The sequence below is a fragment of the Ramlibacter sp. genome (genome assembly GCF_029866045.1).
GTDB lineage: Bacteria > Pseudomonadota > Gammaproteobacteria > Burkholderiales > Burkholderiaceae_C > Ramlibacter.
Map to the genome: position 1 here is coordinate 1 of NZ_JARXAB010000054.1, position 20625 is coordinate 20625.

At 64.9% G+C, this 20625-nt stretch carries 17 protein-coding genes; 9 read left to right on the plus strand and 8 right to left on the minus strand.

Going from position 1 to position 20625, the window contains the following annotated elements; genetic code table 11:
• On the minus strand, positions 1–3287 hold a 3287-nt coding region (mfd, locus tag QE494_RS06235; RefSeq protein ID WP_300042050.1), incomplete at its 3' end, for a transcription-repair coupling factor.
• A gap of 210 nt (positions 3288–3497) precedes the next feature.
• On the opposite strand from mfd, the gene ispD reads away from it, so the two are divergent.
• From ispD to QE494_RS06250, 3 genes are all read left to right on the plus strand, one after another.
• The gene (ispD, locus tag QE494_RS06240; RefSeq protein ID WP_300042051.1) at positions 3498–4220 is read left to right on the plus strand and encodes a 2-C-methyl-D-erythritol 4-phosphate cytidylyltransferase; all 723 of its coding nucleotides are present in this window, start codon (positions 3498–3500) and stop codon (positions 4218–4220) included.
• Complete coding sequence (gene ispF / locus QE494_RS06245; RefSeq protein ID WP_300042052.1) at positions 4217–4696, plus strand: 2-C-methyl-D-erythritol 2,4-cyclodiphosphate synthase; 480 nt, start codon at positions 4217–4219, stop codon at positions 4694–4696. The genes ispD and ispF overlap by 4 nt, the downstream gene beginning before the upstream one ends.
• Positions 4697–4799: 103 nt before the next feature.
• Positions 4800–5945, plus strand: a complete 1146-nt coding sequence (locus QE494_RS06250) for a YhcG family protein (RefSeq protein ID WP_300042053.1) — start codon at positions 4800–4802, stop codon at positions 5943–5945.
• Positions 5946–5954: 9 nt separating this feature from the next.
• Here QE494_RS06250 and QE494_RS06255 read toward each other — a convergent pair whose 3' ends face one another.
• The 7 genes from QE494_RS06255 to tcuA form a co-directional block, all read right to left on the minus strand.
• Positions 5955–6800 carry a fumarylacetoacetate hydrolase family protein gene (locus QE494_RS06255; protein ID WP_300042054.1) on the minus strand — a complete coding sequence of 282 codons (846 nt, stop codon included), beginning with the start codon at positions 6798–6800 and terminating at the stop codon, positions 5955–5957.
• A 58-nt stretch (positions 6801–6858) separates the two neighbouring features.
• A complete protein-coding gene (locus QE494_RS06260) occupies positions 6859–7848 on the minus strand; it encodes an NADPH:quinone reductase (RefSeq protein ID WP_300042055.1) in 990 nt (329 codons plus the stop codon).
• Between the two features lie 52 nt (positions 7849–7900).
• Positions 7901–8875: a tripartite tricarboxylate transporter substrate binding protein gene (locus tag QE494_RS06265; protein WP_300042056.1), complete on the minus strand. Its 975-nt coding sequence runs from the start codon at positions 8873–8875 to the stop codon at positions 7901–7903.
• Between the two features lie 75 nt (positions 8876–8950).
• Positions 8951–10108: a 2-methylaconitate cis-trans isomerase PrpF family protein gene (locus QE494_RS06270; RefSeq protein WP_300042057.1), complete on the minus strand. Its 1158-nt coding sequence runs from the start codon at positions 10106–10108 to the stop codon at positions 8951–8953.
• Positions 10109–10120: 12 nt separating this feature from the next.
• Positions 10121–11089: an electron transfer flavoprotein subunit alpha/FixB family protein gene (locus tag QE494_RS06275; RefSeq protein WP_300042058.1), complete on the minus strand. Its 969-nt coding sequence runs from the start codon at positions 11087–11089 to the stop codon at positions 10121–10123.
• On the minus strand, positions 11089–11877 hold the full coding sequence (locus QE494_RS06280) for an electron transfer flavoprotein subunit beta/FixA family protein (RefSeq protein ID WP_300042059.1): 789 nt from the start codon (positions 11875–11877) through the stop codon (positions 11089–11091). Before QE494_RS06280 ends, QE494_RS06275 begins: the two co-directional genes overlap by 1 nt.
• A 7-nt stretch (positions 11878–11884) precedes the next feature.
• Positions 11885–13381 (minus strand): FAD-dependent tricarballylate dehydrogenase TcuA, encoded by a 1497-nt coding sequence (gene tcuA, locus QE494_RS06285; RefSeq protein ID WP_300042060.1) that lies wholly within the window; start codon positions 13379–13381, stop codon positions 11885–11887.
• Between the two features lie 128 nt (positions 13382–13509).
• On the opposite strand from tcuA, the gene QE494_RS06290 reads away from it, so the two are divergent.
• The 6 genes from QE494_RS06290 to QE494_RS06315 all read left to right on the plus strand — a co-directional run bounded on the left by QE494_RS06290 (position 13510) and on the right by QE494_RS06315 (position 20618).
• Positions 13510–14391: an oxaloacetate decarboxylase gene (locus tag QE494_RS06290; protein ID WP_300042061.1), complete on the plus strand. Its 882-nt coding sequence runs from the start codon at positions 13510–13512 to the stop codon at positions 14389–14391.
• Positions 14388–15806 carry a 3-isopropylmalate dehydratase large subunit gene (locus tag QE494_RS06295; protein ID WP_300042062.1) on the plus strand — a complete coding sequence of 473 codons (1419 nt, stop codon included), beginning with the start codon at positions 14388–14390 and terminating at the stop codon, positions 15804–15806. The genes QE494_RS06290 and QE494_RS06295 overlap by 4 nt, the downstream gene beginning before the upstream one ends.
• A 2-nt stretch (positions 15807–15808) precedes the next feature.
• Positions 15809–16450, plus strand: coding sequence for a 3-isopropylmalate dehydratase small subunit (gene leuD, locus QE494_RS06300; protein WP_300042063.1), 642 nt, complete (start codon positions 15809–15811; stop codon positions 16448–16450).
• 89 nt (positions 16451–16539) lie between these two features.
• Complete coding sequence (locus QE494_RS06305) at positions 16540–17643, plus strand: ABC transporter substrate-binding protein (protein WP_300042064.1); 1104 nt, start codon at positions 16540–16542, stop codon at positions 17641–17643.
• Positions 17644–17757: 114 nt separating this feature from the next.
• The gene (locus QE494_RS06310; RefSeq protein ID WP_300042065.1) at positions 17758–19509 is read left to right on the plus strand and encodes an iron ABC transporter permease; all 1752 of its coding nucleotides are present in this window, start codon (positions 17758–17760) and stop codon (positions 19507–19509) included.
• A 35-nt stretch (positions 19510–19544) separates the two neighbouring features.
• Entirely contained in the window at positions 19545–20618 is a 1074-nt protein-coding gene (locus QE494_RS06315) for an ABC transporter ATP-binding protein (protein WP_300042066.1), read from the plus strand.
• The last annotated feature ends 7 nt before the right edge of the window (positions 20619–20625 follow it).

Consider the following 20625-nt stretch of genomic DNA (forward strand, 5'->3'; position numbering starts at 1 on the left):
ACCACCCCGTAGGGCCGGGCGAGTACCCGCAACCGGTGCACGTCGATCAGGGTCTGGGCCTGCGCCGGCAGCTTGCCGAAGCGGTCGACGATTTCTTCGAGCAGACCATCGATCTGGTCAGGGTTCTTGGCGGTGGCCAGCTTCTTGTAGAACGACAGCCGCAGGTGCACGTCGCCGCAGTAGTCGTTGGGGAGCAGGGCGGGGGCGTGCAGGTTGATGTCGGTGGCGGCCGCGAGCGGTGCCAGCAGGTCGGGTTCCTTGCCTGCCTTCAAAGAGCGCACCGCTTCCGAGAGCATCTCGTTGTACATCTGGAAGCCCACCTCTAGCATGTTGCCGCTCTGGTTCTCCCCCAGCACCTCGCCAGCGCCGCGGATTTCGAGGTCGTGCATCGCCAGGTAGAAGCCCGAGCCGAGTTCTTCCATCTGCTGGATGGCGTCCAGGCGTTGCGAGGCCTGCTTGGTCAGGCCCTCGATCTCGGGCACTAGCAGGTAGGCGTAGGCCAGGTGGTGGCTGCGACCGACCCGCCCCAGCAGCAGGTGCAGCTGCGCCAGGCCAAACTTGTCGGCGCGTGACATCACGATGGTGTTGGCGGTGGGCACGTCGATGCCCGTCTCGATGATGGTCGAACACACGAGCATGTTGAAGCGCTGGTGCACAAAGTCGCGCATCACCCGCTCCAGGTCACGCTCGGGCATCTGCCCGTGGGCCACCGCGATGCGGGCCTCAGGCAGCAGCTCCTGCAGCCGCTCGCGCCGGTTCTCGATGGTTTCCACCTCGTTGTGCAGAAAGTAAATCTGCCCACCGCGCTTCAACTCACGCAGCACCGCCTCGCGGATGATCCCGTTACCCTCGTTGCGTACAAAGGTTTTGATGGCCAGACGCCGCTGCGGCGCGGTGGCGATGACCGATAGGTCACGCAGACCCTCGAGCGCCATGCCCAGAGTGCGGGGAATGGGCGTCGCGGTGAGCGTGAGTACGTCGACCTCGGCGCGCATGGCCTTCATCGCCTCTTTGTGACGCACGCCAAAGCGGTGCTCTTCGTCGATGATCAGAAGACCTAAGTCCTTGAACTTCACGCTTTCCGAAAGCAGCTTGTGGGTGCCCACGACGATGTCGATGGTGCCCTCGGCCAGCCCCTTGGCCGCAGCGGTAATTTCCTTGCCTGAGCGAAAGCGGCTCATCTCGGCCACCTTCACCGGCCATTTGGCGAAGCGGTCTACCAGCGTCTGGTAATGCTGCTCGGCCAGCAAAGTGGTTGGCGCGAGAAAGGCCACCTGCTTGCCGCCGGTCACCGCGACGAAGGCGGCGCGCAGGGCGACCTCGGTCTTGCCAAAGCCCACGTCGCCGCAGACCAGACGGTCCATCGGCTGGGGCGAGATCAGGTCCTGGATGACGGCGTGGATGGCAGCGCGCTGGTCGGCCGTCTCCTCGAAGCCGAAGTCCTTGGCGAAGACCTCGTAGTCGCCCGCCGAAAAGCGGAAGGCGTGGCCGGTGCGGGCCGCGCGCCGGGCGTAAATATTTAAGAGCTCCGCGGCGGTGTCGCGCACCTGCTCGGCGGCGCGGCGCTTAGCCTTTTCCCACTGCCCGGAGCCAAGCTTGTGCAGCGGCGCCTCGTCGGCGGAGACGCCGGTGTAGCGGCTGATCTGGTGCAGCTGGCTCACCGGCACATAAAGCGTGGCCTTGTCGGCGTACTCCAGGTGCAGCATCTCCTGCAGCAGGGGCTTGCCCTCGGCGTCAGTCCCTTGGCCCAGGTCCATGTTCACCAGGCCCCGGTAGCGGCCGATACCGTGCTGAGCGTGCACCACCGGGTCGCCCACGTTCAATTCGGACAGGTCCTTGATCAGGGCCTCGACGTCGCTGACCTGCTCCTGCTTGCGGCGCTTGCGCACGCTGGCGCCCGCAGCAAAGAGTTCGGTCTCGGTGACCAGGTCGATGCCGGCTTCCAGCCAGGCAAAACCCTGCACCAGGGGTGCGGTGGCAATACCCAGTGGTTCCTCGCTGGCCTCAAACTCGGCGAGAGAGTCAAAGGCGGGCGGTGACAGCTGGCTGGCGCGCAGGAAGTCCAGCAGGCTCTCGCGCCTACCGTCGCTCTCGGCCAGCACCAGGGCGCGGCGGCCCTGGGCACGTGCCTGAATCAGGAAGTCCTTGAAGCGGGCCAGGGGCTCGTCGGCGCCGCGCGCGGCGGAGATGCCAGGCAGGGGCTCGGCCAAGCCATCGGGCACGGCCTCAGTGGCAGCGGCCACTGCATCTGTCTCCAGCCCCGTGGCTGAAGGACGGATGGCCAACTGCGGCAGGGCGTTGGCGCGGGCGTAAAACTGTTCCTCCGAGAGAAACAGTGCCGCAGGCGGTAGCACGGGTCGCTCCGGGTCGCCCTGCACCAGGCGATGACGGTCGCGGGTGTCCTGCCAGAAGCGGCCGAACGCCGGGCTCAGGTCGCCGTGCAGCACCAGGGTTGCGGCCTCGCCCAGGTAGTCGAAAACGGTGGCGGTGTCCTCGAAGAAGAGGGGCAGGTAGTACTCGATGCCGGCAGTGGCTACGCCGTTGCCCATGTCCTTGTAGATGCGGCTGCGAGTTGGGTCCCCGTCGAGCAGCTCGCGCCAGCGGCTGCGAAAGCGCGCGCGGGCATCGTCGTCCATCGGGAACTCGCGCCCCGGCAAGAGGCGCACCTCTGGCACCGGGTAGAGGCTGCGCTGGCTGTCCGGGTCGAAGGTACGGATGGAGTCGATCTCGTCGTCGAACAGGTCCACCCGGTAAGGCACCGGCGATCCCATGGGGAAAAGGTCGATCAGGCCGCCGCGTACCGCGTACTCCCCCGGGCTCACCACCTGGGTGACATGGCTGTAACCCGCCAAGGTGAGCTGCGCCTTGAGCTTGCTGTCCTCAAGCTTTTGCTTGACCCGAAAGTGGAAGGTGTAGCCCGCCAGGAAGGAGGGTGGGGCCAGGCGGTAGAGGGCGGTGGTGGCCGGCACCAGCACCAGGTCGGCTTCCCCCTGCGAGATGCGCCACAGCGTGGCCAGGCGCTCGGAAATCAGGTCCTGGTGCGGCGAGAAGCTGTCATAGGGCAGGGTTTCCCAGTCGGGGAACAGACAGGTGCGCAGATCGGGGGCGAAAAAGGCAATTTCGTCGAGCAGGCGCTGGGCGTCGGTCGCGTCGCTGGTGACGATGGCGGTGCGCCGGCCGGCAGCGCGCTCCCGCTCGGCCAAGCGGGCGAGCAGCAGGGCGTCGGCCGAGCCGGTGGGCCGGGGGAGGGTGAAGCGCTTGCCAGCGGAGAGCTTGGGCAGATCCATGAATAGGGCAGGAAATGTTGCGGTGAACGTCTACGGTGACTTGGGGCGCTGGGAAGGGGCGGCGTGCGGGACGGGGTTTGCGAGCTCAAATGGCAAACACCCCGCGCGGACCGGCGCGGGGTGTGAACCAAGAGATTCTAGAATGGTCGGCAGCGCGTAAGGCTGTCTGCGGATGGCCCGACCCGAACGCTGCCACCGCCAAATCTCCCCATGCCCTCTGCCTCGACCTCCGCTCCCCGCCTGCACGCTCTGGTGCCCTGTGCCGGCAGTGGCAGTCGCGCCGGCACCGCCAGCCCGAAGCAATACCAGCCGCTGGCGGGGCAACCCCTGGTGCAGCACACCTTGCTGGCCCTGGGCGCGGTCCGTCGCCTGTCCACCGTCCTGGTGGCAGTGGCCCCAGGGGATCGCACGTTGGAAGGCATGGCGGGCTTGCGGGGCCTACCGAGGCTGGTGCGCGCCGAGTGCGGCGGCCCCACCCGTGCCGCTACCGTCACCGCCGGCCTGCGGGCCTTGCGCGAGCACGGTGCCTTGGACAGTGATTGGGTGCTGGTGCACGACGCCGCCCGCTGCCTGGTCACCGCCGAACTGGTGGATCGTCTGATTGACGCCTGCCTGCCCGACCCGGTGGGCGGCCTGCTGGCCCAGCCCGTTGCCGACACCCTCAAGCGCGGCTTGGACGGCCGCGCCGAGGCCACCGTGCCGCGCGATCACCTTTGGCAGGCCCAAACCCCGCAGATGTTCCGCCTCGGCCCGCTGCTGCAGGCCCTGGAGGCTGCCGGTAACGCCGTCACTGACGAGGCCAGTGCGATGGAGGCCGCCGGCCACCGCCCGCGTCTGGTGCCCTCGTCGGCGCTCAATTTCAAGGTCACCTGGCCGGAGGATTTCCGCCTGGCCGAGGCCGTGCTCTCGCAACGCCAGGAGGTATCCGCATGAACATCCGCATCGGCGAGGGTTGGGACGTGCACGCCCTGGTGGAGGGGCGTCCTCTGATTCTCGGTGGGGTTCACATCCCCTACGAAAAAGGCTTGTTGGGTCACTCGGACGCAGACGCGCTGCTGCACGCCATCATCGACGCCCTGCTGGGCGCAGCCAGCCTGGGTGATATTGGCCGGCACTTCCCCGACACCGACCCGCAGTTTCGCGGCGCTGATTCCGCCGTACTGCTGGCCGAGGCGCTGCGGCGGGTTCAGGCAGCCGGCTGGCGTCTGGTCAATGTCGACTCGACCATCATCGCCCAGGCGCCCAAGCTCGCCCCGCACATCGAGGCCATTCGCGCCCGCGTCGCTGCCATCCTGGGGGTGGATGCTGGCTGCGTGAACGTCAAAGCCAAGACGGCCGAGAAGATGGGGCCGGTGGGCGAGGGCCGCAGCATCGAGGCGCGGGCGGTGGTGCTTTTGCAGGCTACTTGAGGCAAGCCACCTTTCCCGCGCAAGACTGACGGCGTCGTGGCCCTGGCCCACAAGGGTGTGGGTTCAGTAGTTGAATTCGCTCCGAACTCCCGGAGCGGCGCACATGCCACAGGACGACCATTCACCTCAGGGCCGGGCCATCCCGGCGGACTATGGCGGAGTCCATGCGGACATCGTTTCTTTGCTGGAGGCCGCACGCCGTGCCAGCGTCCGCAGTGTCAATGCGGTGATGACTGCGACCTATTGGCAAATTGGACGGCGGATTGTCGAATTCGAGCAGTGTGGGCAGAGCCGAGCAGACTATGGGCGGGAACTCGTCGCGCGGCTGGCAGAAGACCTGTCCTGCAGATTTGGCCGTGGCTTTGGTCGCCGGAACCTCTGGCAGATGCGGCAGTTCTACCTGTGCCGGCCAGAAGAGCAGATTCTGCAGACAGCGTCTGCAGAATCTGCTGAAGGGAAACCCAGGCACACCTCGCCTTCCCTGGAAGCGCTGACTCGGGTCTTTCCCTTGCCTTGGTCCGCCTACGTTTGTCTTCTCTCAGTGAAGAATCCTGCCGCTCGAGCTTTCTACGAAACCGAAGCCCTGCGCTGCGGCTGGTCGGTCCGTCAACTCGATCGTCAGATCAGTAGCCTGTTCTACGAGCGCACCGCGCTGTCCCGTGACAAGGTCCGCATGCTCGAGCGTGGCCAACAGCCTGAACCCGGCGACCTGATGACGCCAGAGCAAGCCATCAAAGACCCCTTCGTCCTCGAATTCCTCAACCTGAAGGACGAATACTCGGAATCAGAACTTGAAGAGGCCATGATCCATCGCCTGGCCGACTTCCTCCTGGAGCTCGGCGACGACTTCGCCTTTGTCGGAAGGCAGCGCCGCTTGCGGCTGGACGACAACTGGTTTCGCGTCGACCTGCTGCTCTTTCACCGGCGGCTACGGTGCCTTGTCATCATCGACCTCAAGGCCGGCCGGTTCAGCCATGCCGATGCGGGCCAGATGCACATGTACCTGAACTACGCCCGCGAGCACTGGACGAAGCCAGACGAAAATCCGCCTGTAGGGCTGATTCTCTGCACCGAAAAAGGCGCTGCAGAGGCTCGCTACGCGCTGGAGGGTCTACCCAACCAGATTTTGGCCGCTCAGTATCAGACCGTCCTGCCCGACGTGGCGATGCTGGCCAACGCGATGGACACCAGCCGCCGGGAGCTTGAGGCCCGGCGGATCGGGCGCCCTCAGGCGCGAGAGGCCGACTGAGGCCCCGCTTCAGGCCCGAAAAGCCACGACTTCCTGCCGCTGGGCGCCCAGGCCTTGGATTCCCAGGGTCATCACGTCGCCCTTCTTCAGGAAGCGGGGCGGCTTCATGCCCATGCCCACGCCGGGGGGCGTACCGGTGGTGATGACGTCCCCCGGGTACAGAGTCATGAATTTGCTCACGTAGCTCACCAGCTCGGCGGCGCCAAAGACCATCGTTCGGCTGTTGCCGGTCTGCATCCGCTGGCCGTTTAATTCGAGCCACATGTCCAAACGCTGCGGGTTGGGCACTTCGTCCGTCGTGACCAGCCAAGGTCCGATGGGCCCGAAGGTGTCGCAGCTCTTGCCCTTGTCCCATTGCGGGCCGCGTTCGAGCTGATACTCCCGCTCGCTCACATCGTTGACGACGCAGTAGCCGGCCACATACGAGAGGGCGTCCTTGCGCGTCACATAGCGCGCAGTGCTGCCGATCACGATGCCCAGCTCCACCTCCCAGTCGCTCTTGACCGAGCCCTTGGGCAGCATCACCGCATCGTCGGGGCCTTGGATGCAGCTGCTGGCCTTCATGAAGATGATGGGCTCTTTGGGAATCGGCATGCCGGCCTCGGCCGCGTGGTCGGAGTAGTTGAGGCCAATGGCCACAAACTTGCCGATTCCGGTGAGGGGGCATCCCATGCGCGGCTTGCCACGGACGGCCGGGGCCTTGCGCGCCGCGCGCCGAATCTTTTCCAGCGCGGTCGGCGAGAGTTGGGCCGGACCGATGTCCGCCACGACAGCGCTCAGGTCGCGCAGCACACCCGCTTCATCAATCAGGCCGGGCTTTTCTTTGCCTGGGCGTCCGTAGCGAACCAGCTTCATGTTTGTCTTCCTTGTTTTGTTTTGTTTTGAATGAATGGAGAGCCGTCTGCCCCGCCGGTCAGGCCGCGACCTGCAGGACGACATTCCCGATGACCTGACCGCTTTCGATGGCTTCATGCGCGCTCACGATATCTTTCAGAGAAAACCGGGCCGCGATGTTGTGCTGCAAGACACCGCGCTCCAGCATCCGCGTCAGCGTGGCGACCGCGCGGGCGCGGTCGCTGGGGGACAGGTGGTACACGATGAAAAACTTCAGCTGGATGTTGCTGTGAAGCAGGCGAGAGAAGGGCAACTCGAGTTTGTCCATCCCGTTGCCGTAGATGACGCACTCACCGCCCGTCTTGAGCATGTCGAGATTAGCCCCCACGTTCGCGCCGATATCGACCTCAATCACCCGGTCGACTCCCTCGCCCTGCGTGATGTCGAGCACCCGCTTCGCGAGCGGCTCCGATTTGTAGAGAACTACCTCGTCCGCCCCAGCCTGGCGGGCAAGTTCGGCCTTCGCAGGGCTGCTGACGCTGGCGATCACCCGCGCCGCGCCGAGCAGGCTGGCAAACTGCACGGCGTAGTGCCCGACCGCCCCGGCGCCACCGGCCACTACCACCGTCTTTCCAGCCACACCCCCGTCCATCAGAACCGCATGCAAGGCGGTGAGGGCCGGAATGCCCATGCAGGCGCCAGCCTCGAAGCTGGTCTGCTCGGGGAGGGCCACGGCCTGCTCAGAGGGCAGACACAGGAACTCGCAGGCGGTGCCGTGTGGACGCCCCCGGGCGGCATTCCACACCCATACCCGCTGGCCCAAGCGATGCGTTGAAACGCCCGCGCCCACAGCATCGATCACGCCCGCGCCGTCGCTGTGGGGAATCACCCGCGGAAAGGGCATCTCCGTGACCCGCCGTCCCATACGGGTTTTCACGTCGGAGGGGTTGATCCCGGAACTCTCGACGCGCACACGCACCTCGCCGGGAGCAGGTTCGGGCAGGGGCAGATCCTCTAACCGTAGGACGTCTCTCGCGGGTCCCAAGCGTTCGTAGAAGGCGGCTCTCATGTCTTTGGGTTGTTTGGAGTCGTAGCGGCAGGCCGCAGCCGCCGCCACAGCCTCACTGAACCTTGATGTTGCCCGTCTCCACCACCCGCTTCCAGCGGACGATGTCGTCGCGCACGATCTGCAGCATTTGCTCGGGGGTGCCGCCAACGGGCGTTGTACCCTCAGTCGAGAACTTTTCCTGCACGCCCCGATGCGCCAGCACCGCATTGAGCTCGGTGTTCAGGTAGGCAACGATTTCCGGCGGGATGCCGCGCGGGCCGGCAATCGCCTTCCAGTCCACCACGTTGTAGCCGGGGGTTCCCTGCTCTTCGAAGGTAGGCACATCCGGCATGGCAGGCGAGCGTTGCGCGCCGGCAATGCCCAGCGCGCGCACACGCCCCGAGCGGATAAAGGGCGCGGCGTAGGTGGCGCTTGTGAGCATCATGTCCAGGCTGCCCCCCATCAGGTCGCTCATGGCTTGCGAGGAGCCCTTGTACGGAATGTGAACGAGCTTCAGGCCCATGAGAAAGGCCAGTTCTTCCATGCCCAGGTGCGCGATCGAGCCGACGCCCGCAGACCCGTGCGTGAGCTTGTCGGGCGTGCGCTTGGCCTCCGCGATCAGGTCGCGGGCATTGCGAAGCTTGGAGTTCGTGTTGACGATCAGCACGACGGGGTCGCGCGAGACCATCATGATCGGCTGCATGTCGCGGATCGGGTCGAAGGGCAGGGGCCCCACGGCGGCCTGGATCGGGTAGGTGCTGGACATGTTCAGCAGGGTGTAGCCGTCCGGGGCGGACTTCATGACGAAGTCTGCGCCGATATTGCCCCCTGCGCCGACCCTGTTCTCAACCACCACCTGGATATTCGAGCGCTCAGTCATTCGCTGGGCCAGCATCCGCGCCACGGTGTCGCCACCGCCGCCCGCAGCGAAGGGGACGACGAACCTGATGGGTTTAGCCGGGTACTTAGCCGGTTGTGCGCCAGCCTGCATGGCCCAAGGCGTGAGCGCAGTGGCAAGCGTGAATTGACCAAATGTGCGTCTTTTCATGGTTTGTCTCCGTGGTTTTTCCCGATGGTATGTGAGTCTCGGCGTCGGGCTCAGCGCGATATTAGCGCGCAATTTTCAGCGCGCGAGACTCGTTCGGTAGTACACCTCGCCCTTGAACAGCCTGCGGGCGGTTCGATAGGCCGACGCATGGCGGGCTTGGAGGGTCTCGCCCTGGCGCTCCACATGCGCCGCCACGACGATCACGCCTGAGGGGTGTCCGATGCGGATGTCTGGGTCTGCGCCGGTGGTGGCGACCACCTGCGCCGGCAGGCTGCCGGGAACGCGGCAGGCCACGGCCAGGCACAGCGCGCCGGTCAGGGGCACTGCGCGATGTGGCTGCCCTGTCGACATCATGCGCACCAGGATGTCGGTTTTTGCCGCGCTCTGGACAGCGCCCGACAACAGCGGAGCGTCGGCGGGTGATGCGACCAGCGCCACGAGTGGCAGCGACGCCTTCAGGCCCGCCGCTTCGGCGTCCGGCGCCAGTCCCATTGCGACCGATGCCGCACGCCGCACCGCCTCGAGCTTGCGCAGCAGCTCCGGGTTGCTCTCGATCTCCCCGGGCAGTTCGATGCCGGTGGCGCCCAAGGCCCGAGCCTCGACGAAGACGCAGGGGTTGGCCGCGTCGATCAGGCTGGCGTTGACCGGTCCGAGGCCGGGTACGTCAAGCGTGTCGCACGCATGGCCGGTAGGCAGCAGTCGGCCGGTGCTCGGCCCGCCAGGGTGGAGGAAGTCCAGCCGGATGGGGGAGCCGGTTCCAGCCACGCCGTCCAGGCTCATTTCGCCGTCGACCGCTGCAGCGCCACCCTGCACGTTGAATTGCGCGTGGATGATCTTGCGGGTGTTGGTGTTGTGGATCCGGACCGTGGTCGGGCCGTCTGGCGGGCAGGGCACCAGACCTTCGTCGATCGCGAACGGACCGATGGCGGAGGTCATGTTGCCGCAGATCGCCGAAAAGTCCACCCGGTCGTCCTTCACCGATACCTGCGCGAAGGTGTAGTCGACGTCCGCATCCGGGTGGGTGGAGGGGCCGACGATGCAGATCTTAGAGACCGAGGAGACACCGCCGCCCATCCCGTCAAGCTGGCGAGCGTAGGGGTCGGGCGAACCCATCACCGCGCGGAAGATCGGCGCCCAGCTTGCCTGGTCTGCCGGGAGGTCTTCACGATGGAACATCACGGCCTTGGAGGTGCCGCCTCGCATGAAGACGGCGCGAAGTCTGGACTGCTGCACGTTCACCTCGATTCAGCCGCGGAGTTGGGCCACGCGTTCGTTGAAACCTTTGAGAACTTGCTCGTAATCGTCTACCACGCCCCAGTTGGCGCGCTTGAAAATCTCAGCACCGGCTTCGGTGTTGATCGCCACCACCATCTTGGCGCCGGTGATGCCCGCCAGGTGCTGCGGCGCGCCGGAGATGCCTACCGCGATGTACAACTCAGGCGCCACCGTGGTTCCCGACAAGCCCACCTGATGCCGGGAGGGGACCCAGCCAGAGTCGGCCACCGGACGCGAGCAGGCCACCGAGGCGCCTAGGGCGGCAGCGGTCTCCTCGATGCGGTGCCAGTGCTGCGGGCCGCCCACGCCACGGCCGCCGGCCACGATCTTCTTGGCGTCCTTCAGACGGACACCCTCGGCGCTTTGCACCTCTTCGCTGAGGACCTGCACCGGTGCATCAGGCAGCGCCGTCACTTCGAGGTGACTAGGCGTCACCGCCTGGCCCGTGGGCAGAGGTTCAAAGTCGCCCGCGCTCACAGTCACGATGCGCAAATCGCCAAGCACTTCAAATTGCGCAAGGACGCTGCCACCGTTGACCGGCTTGGTGGCCAGCAGCTGGCCGTCTTCCACCGAGACGGCGCAGCAGTTCATTACCAACGCCGCCTGCAGGCGAGCGGCCAGAATCGGCGCCCACTCGCGTGCCACACCGCCGTGGGGGATGACCACGGTGGAGGCACCGCTGGCTTCAATCGCCGCTTGGGCGGCCCGCACATAGGCGTCCGCTGTGTAGGGCGCGAACTGCGTGCCTTCGGCCAGATAGAGGGCCGACAGGCCGCATTGCATTGCCTCTGCGGCTGCGGACAGGCTCGGGCCGATCAGGGCGCCCATGAGGGGAGCGCCCATGGCATTCGCCAAAGGTGCGGCTGCACCTGCGGCTTGAAGCAGGGAGCGGTCAAACTCGCCTTCAGTGAGGCCGCCCAGTACGAGTACGCCAGCCATCAGAGTAACCCCGCTTCGTGCAAGCGATCGGCCAGCGCGGCGCCCTTGGCTGCCGCGGTGTCGCCCTCGATCAGGCGCGCCGAGGAGGTACGCAACTGGATGTCCTGCTTTCGCATTTTGAGTTTGGGCTGGACCGGCGGGAGGGCGAGGTCACTCGCCGTCCACGTGGGGGCCAAGGCCCTCGACGCGATCATCGTGCCCTTCATGGAAGGCGCGCGGGGGTCGTTCATCTCGCTGGATACGCCGAGCACCGCCGGCAGACGGACGCGGACCCGCTGGTAACCGTCGTCAAGCAGGCGATGCACCAGCAGCGCTTCTTCGCCGCTTTCTTCCACCCGAGCCACAGGGCAGACGGCAGGCATGCCCAGTTCCTGGGCGATCCAGAACAGAACCTGCCCGGCGTCGGTGTCGGATGCCTGGCGGCCGCACAGAACCAGGTTCACATCACCGATGCGGCGGATGGCGGCGGCCAGCACACGGCCTGTCCCCGCGCTGTCCAGATCGGCCCAGGCCGGGTCGGACAGCAGCACCACCGCGTCTGCGCCCATCGCATGGGCCCGCTTGAGTGTGTTGCGGCTGGCACCGTCACCCAGGCAGATGACGGTGACCTTGCCGCCATGGGCTTCGCGCAGCTTGAGCGCGGCCTCCAGTGCGTTCGCGTCGTAGCCATTCATCACCGGCGGCAGGCCATAGGTGGAGACGATGCGCTGGCTGGCCGGATCGACGCTGATGAAATCGGCCGGCAGGTTGGGGTCGACCACCTGCTTGACGGTCACGACGATGTTCATCGTGGACTCAGGCTTTGTCTGCCAGTACCGCCAGGGCTGCGCTGCTGCCGGCCAGGCGGCCGAAGGTCGAGCCCGCCATCATTCCCGAGCCGGAGGCATAGTTGCCGACCCACAGGCCGCCCACCATCTCGCCGGCGGTGTAGAGGCCCGGAATGCCCCAGCCCGCGTTGTGCTGCACCTGCGAAGTTTCCGGGTCGACCCGCAGGCCGCCGAAGGCGAAGGTCATGCCGCAGCGCACCGCCCAGCCCTCGAAGGGGCCCTCGGAGACCGACAGCGCGTAGTTGCTCTTGTTCACGCGCAATCCCTTCGTGCCTTTGCCGTCGACCTTGTGCCGGTTCGGGTTGAAGTCGCCAGGTTGGATGGCGGAATTGAACTCGGACACGGTCCTCACGAAGTTGTCGGGCTGGATTCCCAGCTCCTGCGCCAGCCCTTCGAGGGTGTTCGATTTGGCACCCGTCGCCCCGGCGTAGTTGGTCGGGTAGAGATTCATCTTGCGCGCCTTCGCGTCCAGGATCTGGAACGCAATGCCGCCGGGCTGGGCGAGGATGGCCCGGCCCATCTTGGCGTAGGTGCGGCCGCGGGTGTCCTCACCCTCGTCGACAAAGCGCTCGCCGTTGGTGTTGACCATGATCGAGTACGGATACACGTAGCGATCGGTGCTGTCGCCACCCGAGAGCGCGTGTTGCGAGGGCAGGGTGTGCTCGCTGATGTTGATGTCCTGCGGCGAGGCGTGGCAGGTGGTCCAGCTGCCATGGGCCATGCCACCGATGTCCATGGCCATTTGCAGACCCTCGCCCGTGTTGTAAGGCACGCCGCGGATGCGGACCGTGTCCCACCCGGAGCCCAGGTAGCGCGCGCGCATCTCTGGGTTGGCCTCGAAGCTGCCGCAAGCCAGGATCACGGCGCTGGCGGTGAACTTCACCATCCCGGTCGGGGTGCGGGCCCAGACCCCGCAGACCTTGCCGCCTTCCAAAATGAGTTCTGCCGCGGCATGCTGGTAGTGGATGGGGACACCCGCCTTGTCGAGCGCCGCGTAATAGCGCTGCTGCATGCCGTAGCCGCCGCCGTTCATGATCAGGATGTTGTCGCCCAGGGCTTGCATGCCCGTGGCGGGGACCCAGTCCTGCCCCTTGGATGCCAGCCACTGCATGGTGTTGCGCGACTGGGTGACATGCACGCGCAGCAGCTCAGGGTCGCACTGCCCCGAGGTGACACGCATCACCTCGTCCCACGAATCGTCCTCGGTCCGCCGCGGGAGGCGGTCGATCAGGCCCTGCAGCTCTTCTTCGTTGGTGTTTTTCACTAGGGGGCGCAGATCGTCGATGCCCTGAAACACAAAGCGCATGTGCCCGGTGAGTGCGCTGTTGCCCCCCCGATCCTGCTTAGGCGCCTTTTCCAGCATGCCCACGCGCACATTCTTCTCGAGCGCTGAGAGGGCGGCGCAGCAGGCCGCGTTTCCGGTACCGACGATCAGTACATCGTAGTGAATGGAGTTGTTCGACATCGTGGAAAAGGTGAGTGGTCTAAGGGTGAACCCGCGGTTCGCGTTTCGTGGTTTGACAGGGGCGAGGCATTGCCCTAAATTAATTCTGCATTAGTTTTTGCATGCAAACAAGAGAAAGATTCCAAGCCATGTCGCTTTCCCCCAGCAAGGAGCTGCGCCGTATCTTCGTCCCGGGCGCGGGTCTGGTGATGCCCGGTGCGGGCAATGCGTTGACGGCGCGCGTGATTGAAGCAACCGGTCACAAGGTCATGCTGGTGAGCGGGGCGGCGATCGCCAACAACTACCTGGGTCAGCCAGACATCGGACTGACCTCACTCAATGAGCTGGTCAATCACGTGGCCAATATGCGCAACGTGGTCAACATTCCCCTGATCGTCGACTGTGACACCGGCTTTGGCAACGCGATCAGCGTCCGCCAGACCGTGCGTGCCGTCGAGCGCGCAGGCGGTAATGCGGTGCTGATTGAAGACCAGAGTTTTCCCAAGCGCTGCGGCCACTTCAACAACCACGAGATCATCAGCAAGGATGAAATGGTGCAGAAGGTCAAGGCGGCTGTTGATGCGCGAATCGACGGTGACCTGATGATCGGCGCGCGCACCGATGCGCGCGGGATCGACGGTCTCGAAGCCGCATTCGATCGCGCATGTGCCTACAAGGAAGCCGGAGCAGACTTCCTCTTCATCGAGGCGCCGCAGTCGGCGGACGAGTTGGCTGCGATCACGCGCGAGGTGCCCGGCCTGCATCTGTGCAATATGGTCATTGGTGGCAAAACCCCGCTGCTGCATCGCGACCAGCTCGGCGCCATGGGTTACGGCATCGTGGCCTATGCCAATGCAGCGCTCCAGGCCGCCTTGCTGGGGATGCAGTATGTGCTTCAGCACCTCAATGACAAAGGGTCGATTGAAGGCGCCGAAGAAAAGATCATGATGTTCAAGGAGCGTCAGGCGCTCTTGAACGGCGACTTCTATGCCGACCTGGCCACGCGCTACGGCGGGAGGCCCCAGCAATGAGCGGCTCTCACGTACAGCCGCAGACCTTCTTCGACAAAGTCTGGGACGAACATGTCGTCACCATGCTCGGTCAGGACACGGCGCTGGTGCAGATCGACCGCCTGGTCCTGCATGAATTGAGCGGAAGCCAGGCGGTGCGCGCCTTGGACGAGGCCCACCGCACGCCCGACAGCCGCGCCCAGGTCTTCACCGTCATCGAGCACCTGATTTCCACCCGCCCGGGGCGTGGCCCCCTCGACTCCGTCTCGGTGAGCGGGCCGGCCATGATCGGCGGCACGCGCGCGGCGTCCAAAAAATGGGGCTTTCACTTCATCGACTACGACGATCCTCGCCAAGGCATCGCCCATGTGGTGGCCCTCGAGTTGGGCATTGCCTTGCCTGGATCGACCTACGTCTGCTGCGACAGCCATACGTCGACGGTAGGCGCCATTGGTGCGGTGGCCTGGGGCATCGGCGCATCGGAGGCCGAGCACTGCCTGGCGACCCAGACGCTGGCACAGGCCAAGCCGCAAAGGATGCGGGTGAATTTCGAAGGCGAGTTGCCCCTGGGTGTCTATGCCAAGGACATGATTCTTGCGCTGATTGGCAAGATCGGAGCCAATGGCGGCATTGGTTACGCGGTCGAGTACGCCGGCAGCACGGTGCGCTCGCTGCCCATGGACGGTCGTGCCACGCTGTGCAATATGGCGATCGAGTTCCAAGCCAAGTACGGATTCGTGGCGCCCGATGACATCACGATCGAGTACCTCAAGGGCCGCGACTACGCGCCACAAGGGGCTCTGTGGGACCAGGCGGCCGTGCATTGGCTTTCGATGCGCAGCGACGAGGGCGCCAGCTTCGACAAGGAAGTCCATATTGACTGCTCGCAACTCAAGCCGCAGGTGACCTGGGGCACCAGCCCCGAGCAGGTGATGCAGATCGACGCACTGGTGCCCGACCCCTCACTACAGCCCGATGCGCAGTCGCGCCTGGAAGCCGAGCGTGCCCTGGAGTACATGCAGCTCAAGCCAGGCATGTCCCTACTGGGGCTGCCGATTGACGTGGCCTACATCGGCTCCTGCACCAATGCCCGCCTGTCAGACCTGCGGGCTGCGGCGGAGATCCTCAAGGGCCGCACGATCAGTCCCAACGTACAGGCCATTTGTGTGCCGGGCTCGACGCCCGTCAAGCGCGCCGCCGAGGCCGAGGGGCTTGACCGCATCTTCATCGACGCGGGCTTTGAATGGCATGAATCCGCATGCGGAAACTGCGGTCATATCGGCGACAACCGCTTTGCCAATCTGCGCACGATCAGCACCACCAACCGCAATTTCAAGGGGCGCCAGGGGCCCAGCACCCGTACCCACCTGGCGAGCCCGGCCACCGTCGCAGCGTCGGCGCTCGCGGGCCGTATCACCGACGCAGTCAAGGACTGACCATGGAGCAATTCGTTTCTGTCCGGGGCATCGCGGCGCCGCTGATGCAGATCAACATCGACACCGACCAGATCATCCCCGCCCTCTATCTGGGCGGCACGGATGCCAAGGGCTACGGTGCGCACCTCTTTGCCAACTGGCGCTTCAAAAGCGATGGCAGTCCCAACCCGGACTTCATCCTGAACCAGGAGCCCTATACCCAGTCGGCGGTCTTGCTGGCGGACCGCAACTTCGGCTGTGGCTCTTCGCGTGAGCGTGCGCCCAAGGCCTTGCGCGAGTTCGGCATCCGGGTGGTGATTGCGCCCTCGTTCGGTGGCATCTTCTTCAACAATTGCTTCCGCAACGGCATGGTGCCAGTGAACCTGCCCATCGAGCAGGTTCGCGAAATCGTCGCCCTGGTTGAGGCCAGCAGCGGGCAGGCGCAAATCGTCGTGGACCTTGAGCGCAAGGTGGTCGAGTTGCCCGATGGACGGCAGTTCCCCTTTGACGTGCCAGAGACGCTGCGCCAGATGCTTTTGCTGGGTGTCGACGAGATCGACCAAACCAAGTCTCATCAGCCCACCATCGATGCCTACCGCGAACGCGACCGCGCGCGCCGCCCCTGGATCTACATCGACCCGGCGCCCCAGCCCGGAGCGCGCTGAGTCGTACGCCGGCGCAAATTGACAGCATTGAAACCACTGACCCCACTGGCCCCGCTCACCCGTTGAGCCAACATGCAGGAGAAAGAGTGATGAAAAACGATCCGCAACACGGTCGCCGTTCCGCCCTTGCGGCGATGCTCGCGGGCATTGGAGGCGTGGGGTCTGGTTTGGCCCTGCCTGTACTGGCACAGGGCACCGGGAGCAAGGCTGCTCCGGCTCCAGCCGCAGGCCCAGCCTGGCCTGTGGTGGAGGCCGCCGGCAAGAAGGAAGCGAAGGTCGTTTTCTATCACAACATCACGCCCCCCGGCGGCGAGCTGGTGGTCAGGGAATTCCGCAAGGAGTTCCCGGGCATCGAGGTGGAGGCCACCCGTTTTGCCAGCGCGGCGCTGATCGAGCGTTTCTCGACCGAGTTCTCGGCCGGGCGCCATCTGGCCGACGTGGTGCTCACCGTGCCAGACGAACGCATTTTCGATGGCACCAAGACCGGCTGGATGGCGAGTTGGGTGCCGCCCGAGGCCAAGAACTATCCTGCGAGCGTGAACTGGAACAGCCGCAACATGCTGTTTCACATTGACACGGCGCGCGAAGCCATCATCTGGAACAAGCGGCGGGTCCGTCCCGCCGACGCACCCAAAGATTGGACAGACCTCTTCGACCCGAAGTGGAAGGGCCGTATCGGCATGAATCCGCCCTGGCGCTCTGTCGGGCCCCAGGCCGTGGTCGCGCTCTGGGAGAAACTCGGCTACGGTGACACGGCGGCCAAGCTCAAGGCCAACGATGTCCGCTTCTTCGAAGGTTCCGGTGGGCTGCTTCAGGCGGTGCTTCGCGGCGACATCGATGTGGCGCAAATTTCCGACCTGCCGCTCAATGTGGCGTTGCAAGATGGCGCGCCGCTCGGGTTTGTCTACTCCCCCACCGCGAACGTGATGTCGCTGGGCTGGGCCTATGTGGCGGCCAAGGCGGCGAGGCCCAATGCGGCCAAGGTGTTTGTCAACTGGCTGCTGTCAGCGCGTGGGCAGATCATGATCCAGGCCTATGCCGGTCTGCCAGGCTCGCGCCCTGGGATTCCGCCGCTGTCCCACTTGCCGCCGACGGCCAACCTCGCCAACCCCATCGACGGGCTCACGCTGATCCCGCCGGCCAAGCAAAAGCAAATCGTCGACCACTGGCGCTCCACCTTCGGGGTGCTGTGATGCACAGCGGGGAAATGTCGTTGTGTGGCTGCGAGTTTTCCCCACCTGTCCATGGATCCGCCCCCGCCGCCGGGCCCAATGTAATTTTGAGGTGACGTTTTGAAGGCAATCACCGTGACGAACCCTATTGCGATGGCAGGCCGGCCGGTCTCGCTGGGAGAACGCCTGTTTGGCTCTGGCAAGGTGCTGGGGACCCTATACCTAGCCTGTTTTGTCGTCGTTGCACTTCTCGTATTGATCCCGCTGGTCGCCCTGGTGATTGGCAGTCTGCGAGATGCGGCGCCTGGGCTCCCAGGCAGTTGGACGCTGGCCAACTGGGCGGGGTTGATGTCAAAGGGCGTGATCGGTACGTTTGCGACGACCATTGGCATTGGTCTGGCTTCCAGTATTGCGTCGGCGGTTGTTGGCACCGCCATCGCTTTCATTCTGCATCGCACCGACATGCGTCTGGCCAGGTTGCTTGCCGCGCTTGTGAGCCTGAGTTTCTTCTTGCCCTCATTCATCTTGGCGATGGCCTGGATCATCATCGGTTCTCCCGGCGGACTGATCAACGGTCTGCTGCAGGACGTGCTCGGGATCGAGAGCTTCAAGGTCGACGCTTATTCCCATTTCGGCATCGTCTTCGTGATGGCGCTGCACCAGGTGCCCTTTGTTTACCTGATGATGCGAGGCCCCATCATCGGCATGGATGCGAGCTTCGAAGAGGCTGCCCGCGCCGCGGGCGCGTCCCAGTTGTCGGTGCTGCGGCGGGTGACGCTTCCTTTGCTTTCGTATTCGCTCACCTCGAGCGTGGTGCTGTCCTTCATTCTGGCGATCGAGCAGTTCGCCATTCCCGCCCTCATGGGAATTCCCGGCCACATCACGGTGCTGGCGACCCAGCTGTACCTGCTCGTACGCTTCCCTCCGCCCAACTACGGTCTCGCTGCTGCCCTTGGGCTGTCGCTGTCGATGCTGACCGCCTTGGCGCTCTGGTTGCAGCGGCGCATCGCGCGCAAGAATCGCTTGGCCGTGACGACCGGGAAGGCCGGGCGACTGGCGCCGGTTCCGCTGGGACGCTGGCGCTGGTTGGCGAGCCTCTTTTGCTGGAGCTATGTGATGCTGGCACTCATTCTGCCGGTCATCATCCTGGGCTATGTGTCGGTGATCAAGTACTTCAACGCCAACCCGTTCGAGGCTGCTTACACCCTGCGCAATTACCTGTTCCTGCTGGATTCGAGCGCGACGATGCGCTCGTTCTGGAATACGTTGGTCGTCTCTGGTTTCGGCGCTTTGCTCGGGGTGGTACTTGCCACCTTGATCAGCTATTTCACCCTCCGACTCAAGCCGCCGGGTCATACCGCGCTGGATATGGCGGCTAATCTGCCGTTTGGCGTGCCGGGTGTCGTGCTGGGCTTGGGTCTGCTGTGGGCCTACGCCTATCTGCCGGTGCCCATCTACGGCACCGTCACCATCCTGGTGATTGCCTTCATTACCCGTTTCCTGGCCTACGCCACCGAAACCATTGGTGGTCGCCTGGTGCAGATCGACAAGAGCCTCGAGGAGGCCGCCTGGACCGCCGGCGCAACCCGGCTCGAGGGCATCCGCAGGGTGCTGCTGCCACTGGCCGTGCCGTCGCTGCAGGGTGCCTACTTCCTCTTGTTCATGGCTTTCTTCCGCGAAATTGCCTCCGCCGTGCTCCTGTACACGGCCTCGTCTAATGTGCTTTCGACCTCGATCTGGTCTTCGTTCGAGCAGGCCAACTGGGGCCTGGCATCGGCGTTGTCCCTGGTCGGGATGATTGCCGTCTTCATCTTCATGTACGCACTGATGCTGCTGACCCGCGGCAGCCGCAAGGGTGAGAAGTCCGGCATGTTGCCGGGCGTCTAGACCCCCATCCCATTCCACCAATTACTGCGAGCATCATGGGCATCCGCATATCCAATCTGGTCAAGATCTACGGGTCGACCCTCATCGTCGATCAAATCTCGTTTGACGTCGCCGACGGTGAATTCGTGACGCTCCTGGGCCCCAGTGGCTGTGGCAAAACGACGACCCTGCGGTGCATCGCGGGGCTGGAGCGAGCCGATGGTGGCAGCATCGAGATCGACGGCACGGTGGTGTCGGACGGATCTCTTGGCATCCATGTGGGGACCCATGAGCGAAACCTGGGCATGGTGTTTCAGTCTTACGCCATCTGGCCGCATATGACGGTGGCGCGCAACGTCGCTTTCCCGCTTCAGGTGCGAGGAGCCACCCCCAGTGCTGCGATCGACGAGGCGGTGCGCTGGGCACTGGACGTCGTGGGCCTGGGCGCGCTGTCTCACCGGCATCCCTCCGAGCTCTCTGGCGGGCAGCAGCAGCGCGTGGCGCTGGCCCGTGCCATTGTGGGCAAGCCCAAGGTGCTGCTGTTCGACGAGCCCCTGTCCAACCTGGATGCGCGGCTGCGTGACCGCACCCGTTCTGAAATCAGCCGTATTCAGAAGGAACTGGCCATTCCGGCGGTCTACGTGACCCACGACCAGGCCGAGGCCCTGTCCATGTCAGACCGGGTGATCGTGATGAATGGCGGTGTGACCGTCGAGGAGGGTGCGCCGCGCAACCTGTACCAGCGGCCACGCAAGCGCTTTACTGCCGAATTCATCGGCGCGGCTAACTTTATCGGCATGACCTGGGACGGCCAGTTGTGGAAGACCGCGGACGGCGCCTCTGTGGCGATCCCGGGGCATTCCGCGGCAGGAGCTGGCGATACGCGGCAGGCGGTCCTTCGCTCTGAAGTGCTGCATGTCGAGCCGGCCGACGCACCGCTTAGCGCGGGCTTCGCCGCCCTGCGGGGGACGGTGCTGGGCCACCAGTACATGGGTCCCTATACCGAGTATTCGATCGATGTCGCGGGCACCGCCATCATGGCCCACAGCGCTGCGGAGTTCCCGGTTGGCAGCCCTGTGCATGTCACCTTCCGGCCGCAGGACATTCACCTGCTGCCCCCGGATGCCTGACGACAAA

Excerpts from the sequence above, each read along its gene's own strand:
- ispD (WP_300042051.1), top strand. The coding sequence starts at position 3,498 with ATGCCCTCTGCCTCGACCTCCGCTCCCCGCCTGCACGCTCTGGTGCCC.
- ispF (WP_300042052.1), top strand. The coding sequence starts at position 4,217 with ATGAACATCCGCATCGGCGAGGGTTGGGACGTGCACGCCCTGGTGGAG.
- QE494_RS06250 (WP_300042053.1), top strand. The coding sequence starts at position 4,800 with ATGCCACAGGACGACCATTCACCTCAGGGCCGGGCCATCCCGGCGGAC.
- QE494_RS06255 (WP_300042054.1), bottom strand. The coding sequence starts at position 6,800 with ATGAAGCTGGTTCGCTACGGACGCCCAGGCAAAGAAAAGCCCGGCCTG.
- QE494_RS06260 (WP_300042055.1), bottom strand. The coding sequence starts at position 7,848 with ATGAGAGCCGCCTTCTACGAACGCTTGGGACCCGCGAGAGACGTCCTA.
- QE494_RS06265 (WP_300042056.1), bottom strand. The coding sequence starts at position 8,875 with ATGAAAAGACGCACATTTGGTCAATTCACGCTTGCCACTGCGCTCACG.
- QE494_RS06275 (WP_300042058.1), bottom strand. The coding sequence starts at position 11,089 with ATGGCTGGCGTACTCGTACTGGGCGGCCTCACTGAAGGCGAGTTTGAC.
- QE494_RS06280 (WP_300042059.1), bottom strand. The coding sequence starts at position 11,877 with ATGAACATCGTCGTGACCGTCAAGCAGGTGGTCGACCCCAACCTGCCG.
- tcuA (WP_300042060.1), bottom strand. The coding sequence starts at position 13,381 with ATGTCGAACAACTCCATTCACTACGATGTACTGATCGTCGGTACCGGA.
- QE494_RS06290 (WP_300042061.1), top strand. The coding sequence starts at position 13,510 with ATGTCGCTTTCCCCCAGCAAGGAGCTGCGCCGTATCTTCGTCCCGGGC.
- QE494_RS06295 (WP_300042062.1), top strand. The coding sequence starts at position 14,388 with ATGAGCGGCTCTCACGTACAGCCGCAGACCTTCTTCGACAAAGTCTGG.
- leuD (WP_300042063.1), top strand. The coding sequence starts at position 15,809 with ATGGAGCAATTCGTTTCTGTCCGGGGCATCGCGGCGCCGCTGATGCAG.
- QE494_RS06305 (WP_300042064.1), top strand. The coding sequence starts at position 16,540 with ATGAAAAACGATCCGCAACACGGTCGCCGTTCCGCCCTTGCGGCGATG.
- QE494_RS06315 (WP_300042066.1), top strand. The coding sequence starts at position 19,545 with ATGGGCATCCGCATATCCAATCTGGTCAAGATCTACGGGTCGACCCTC.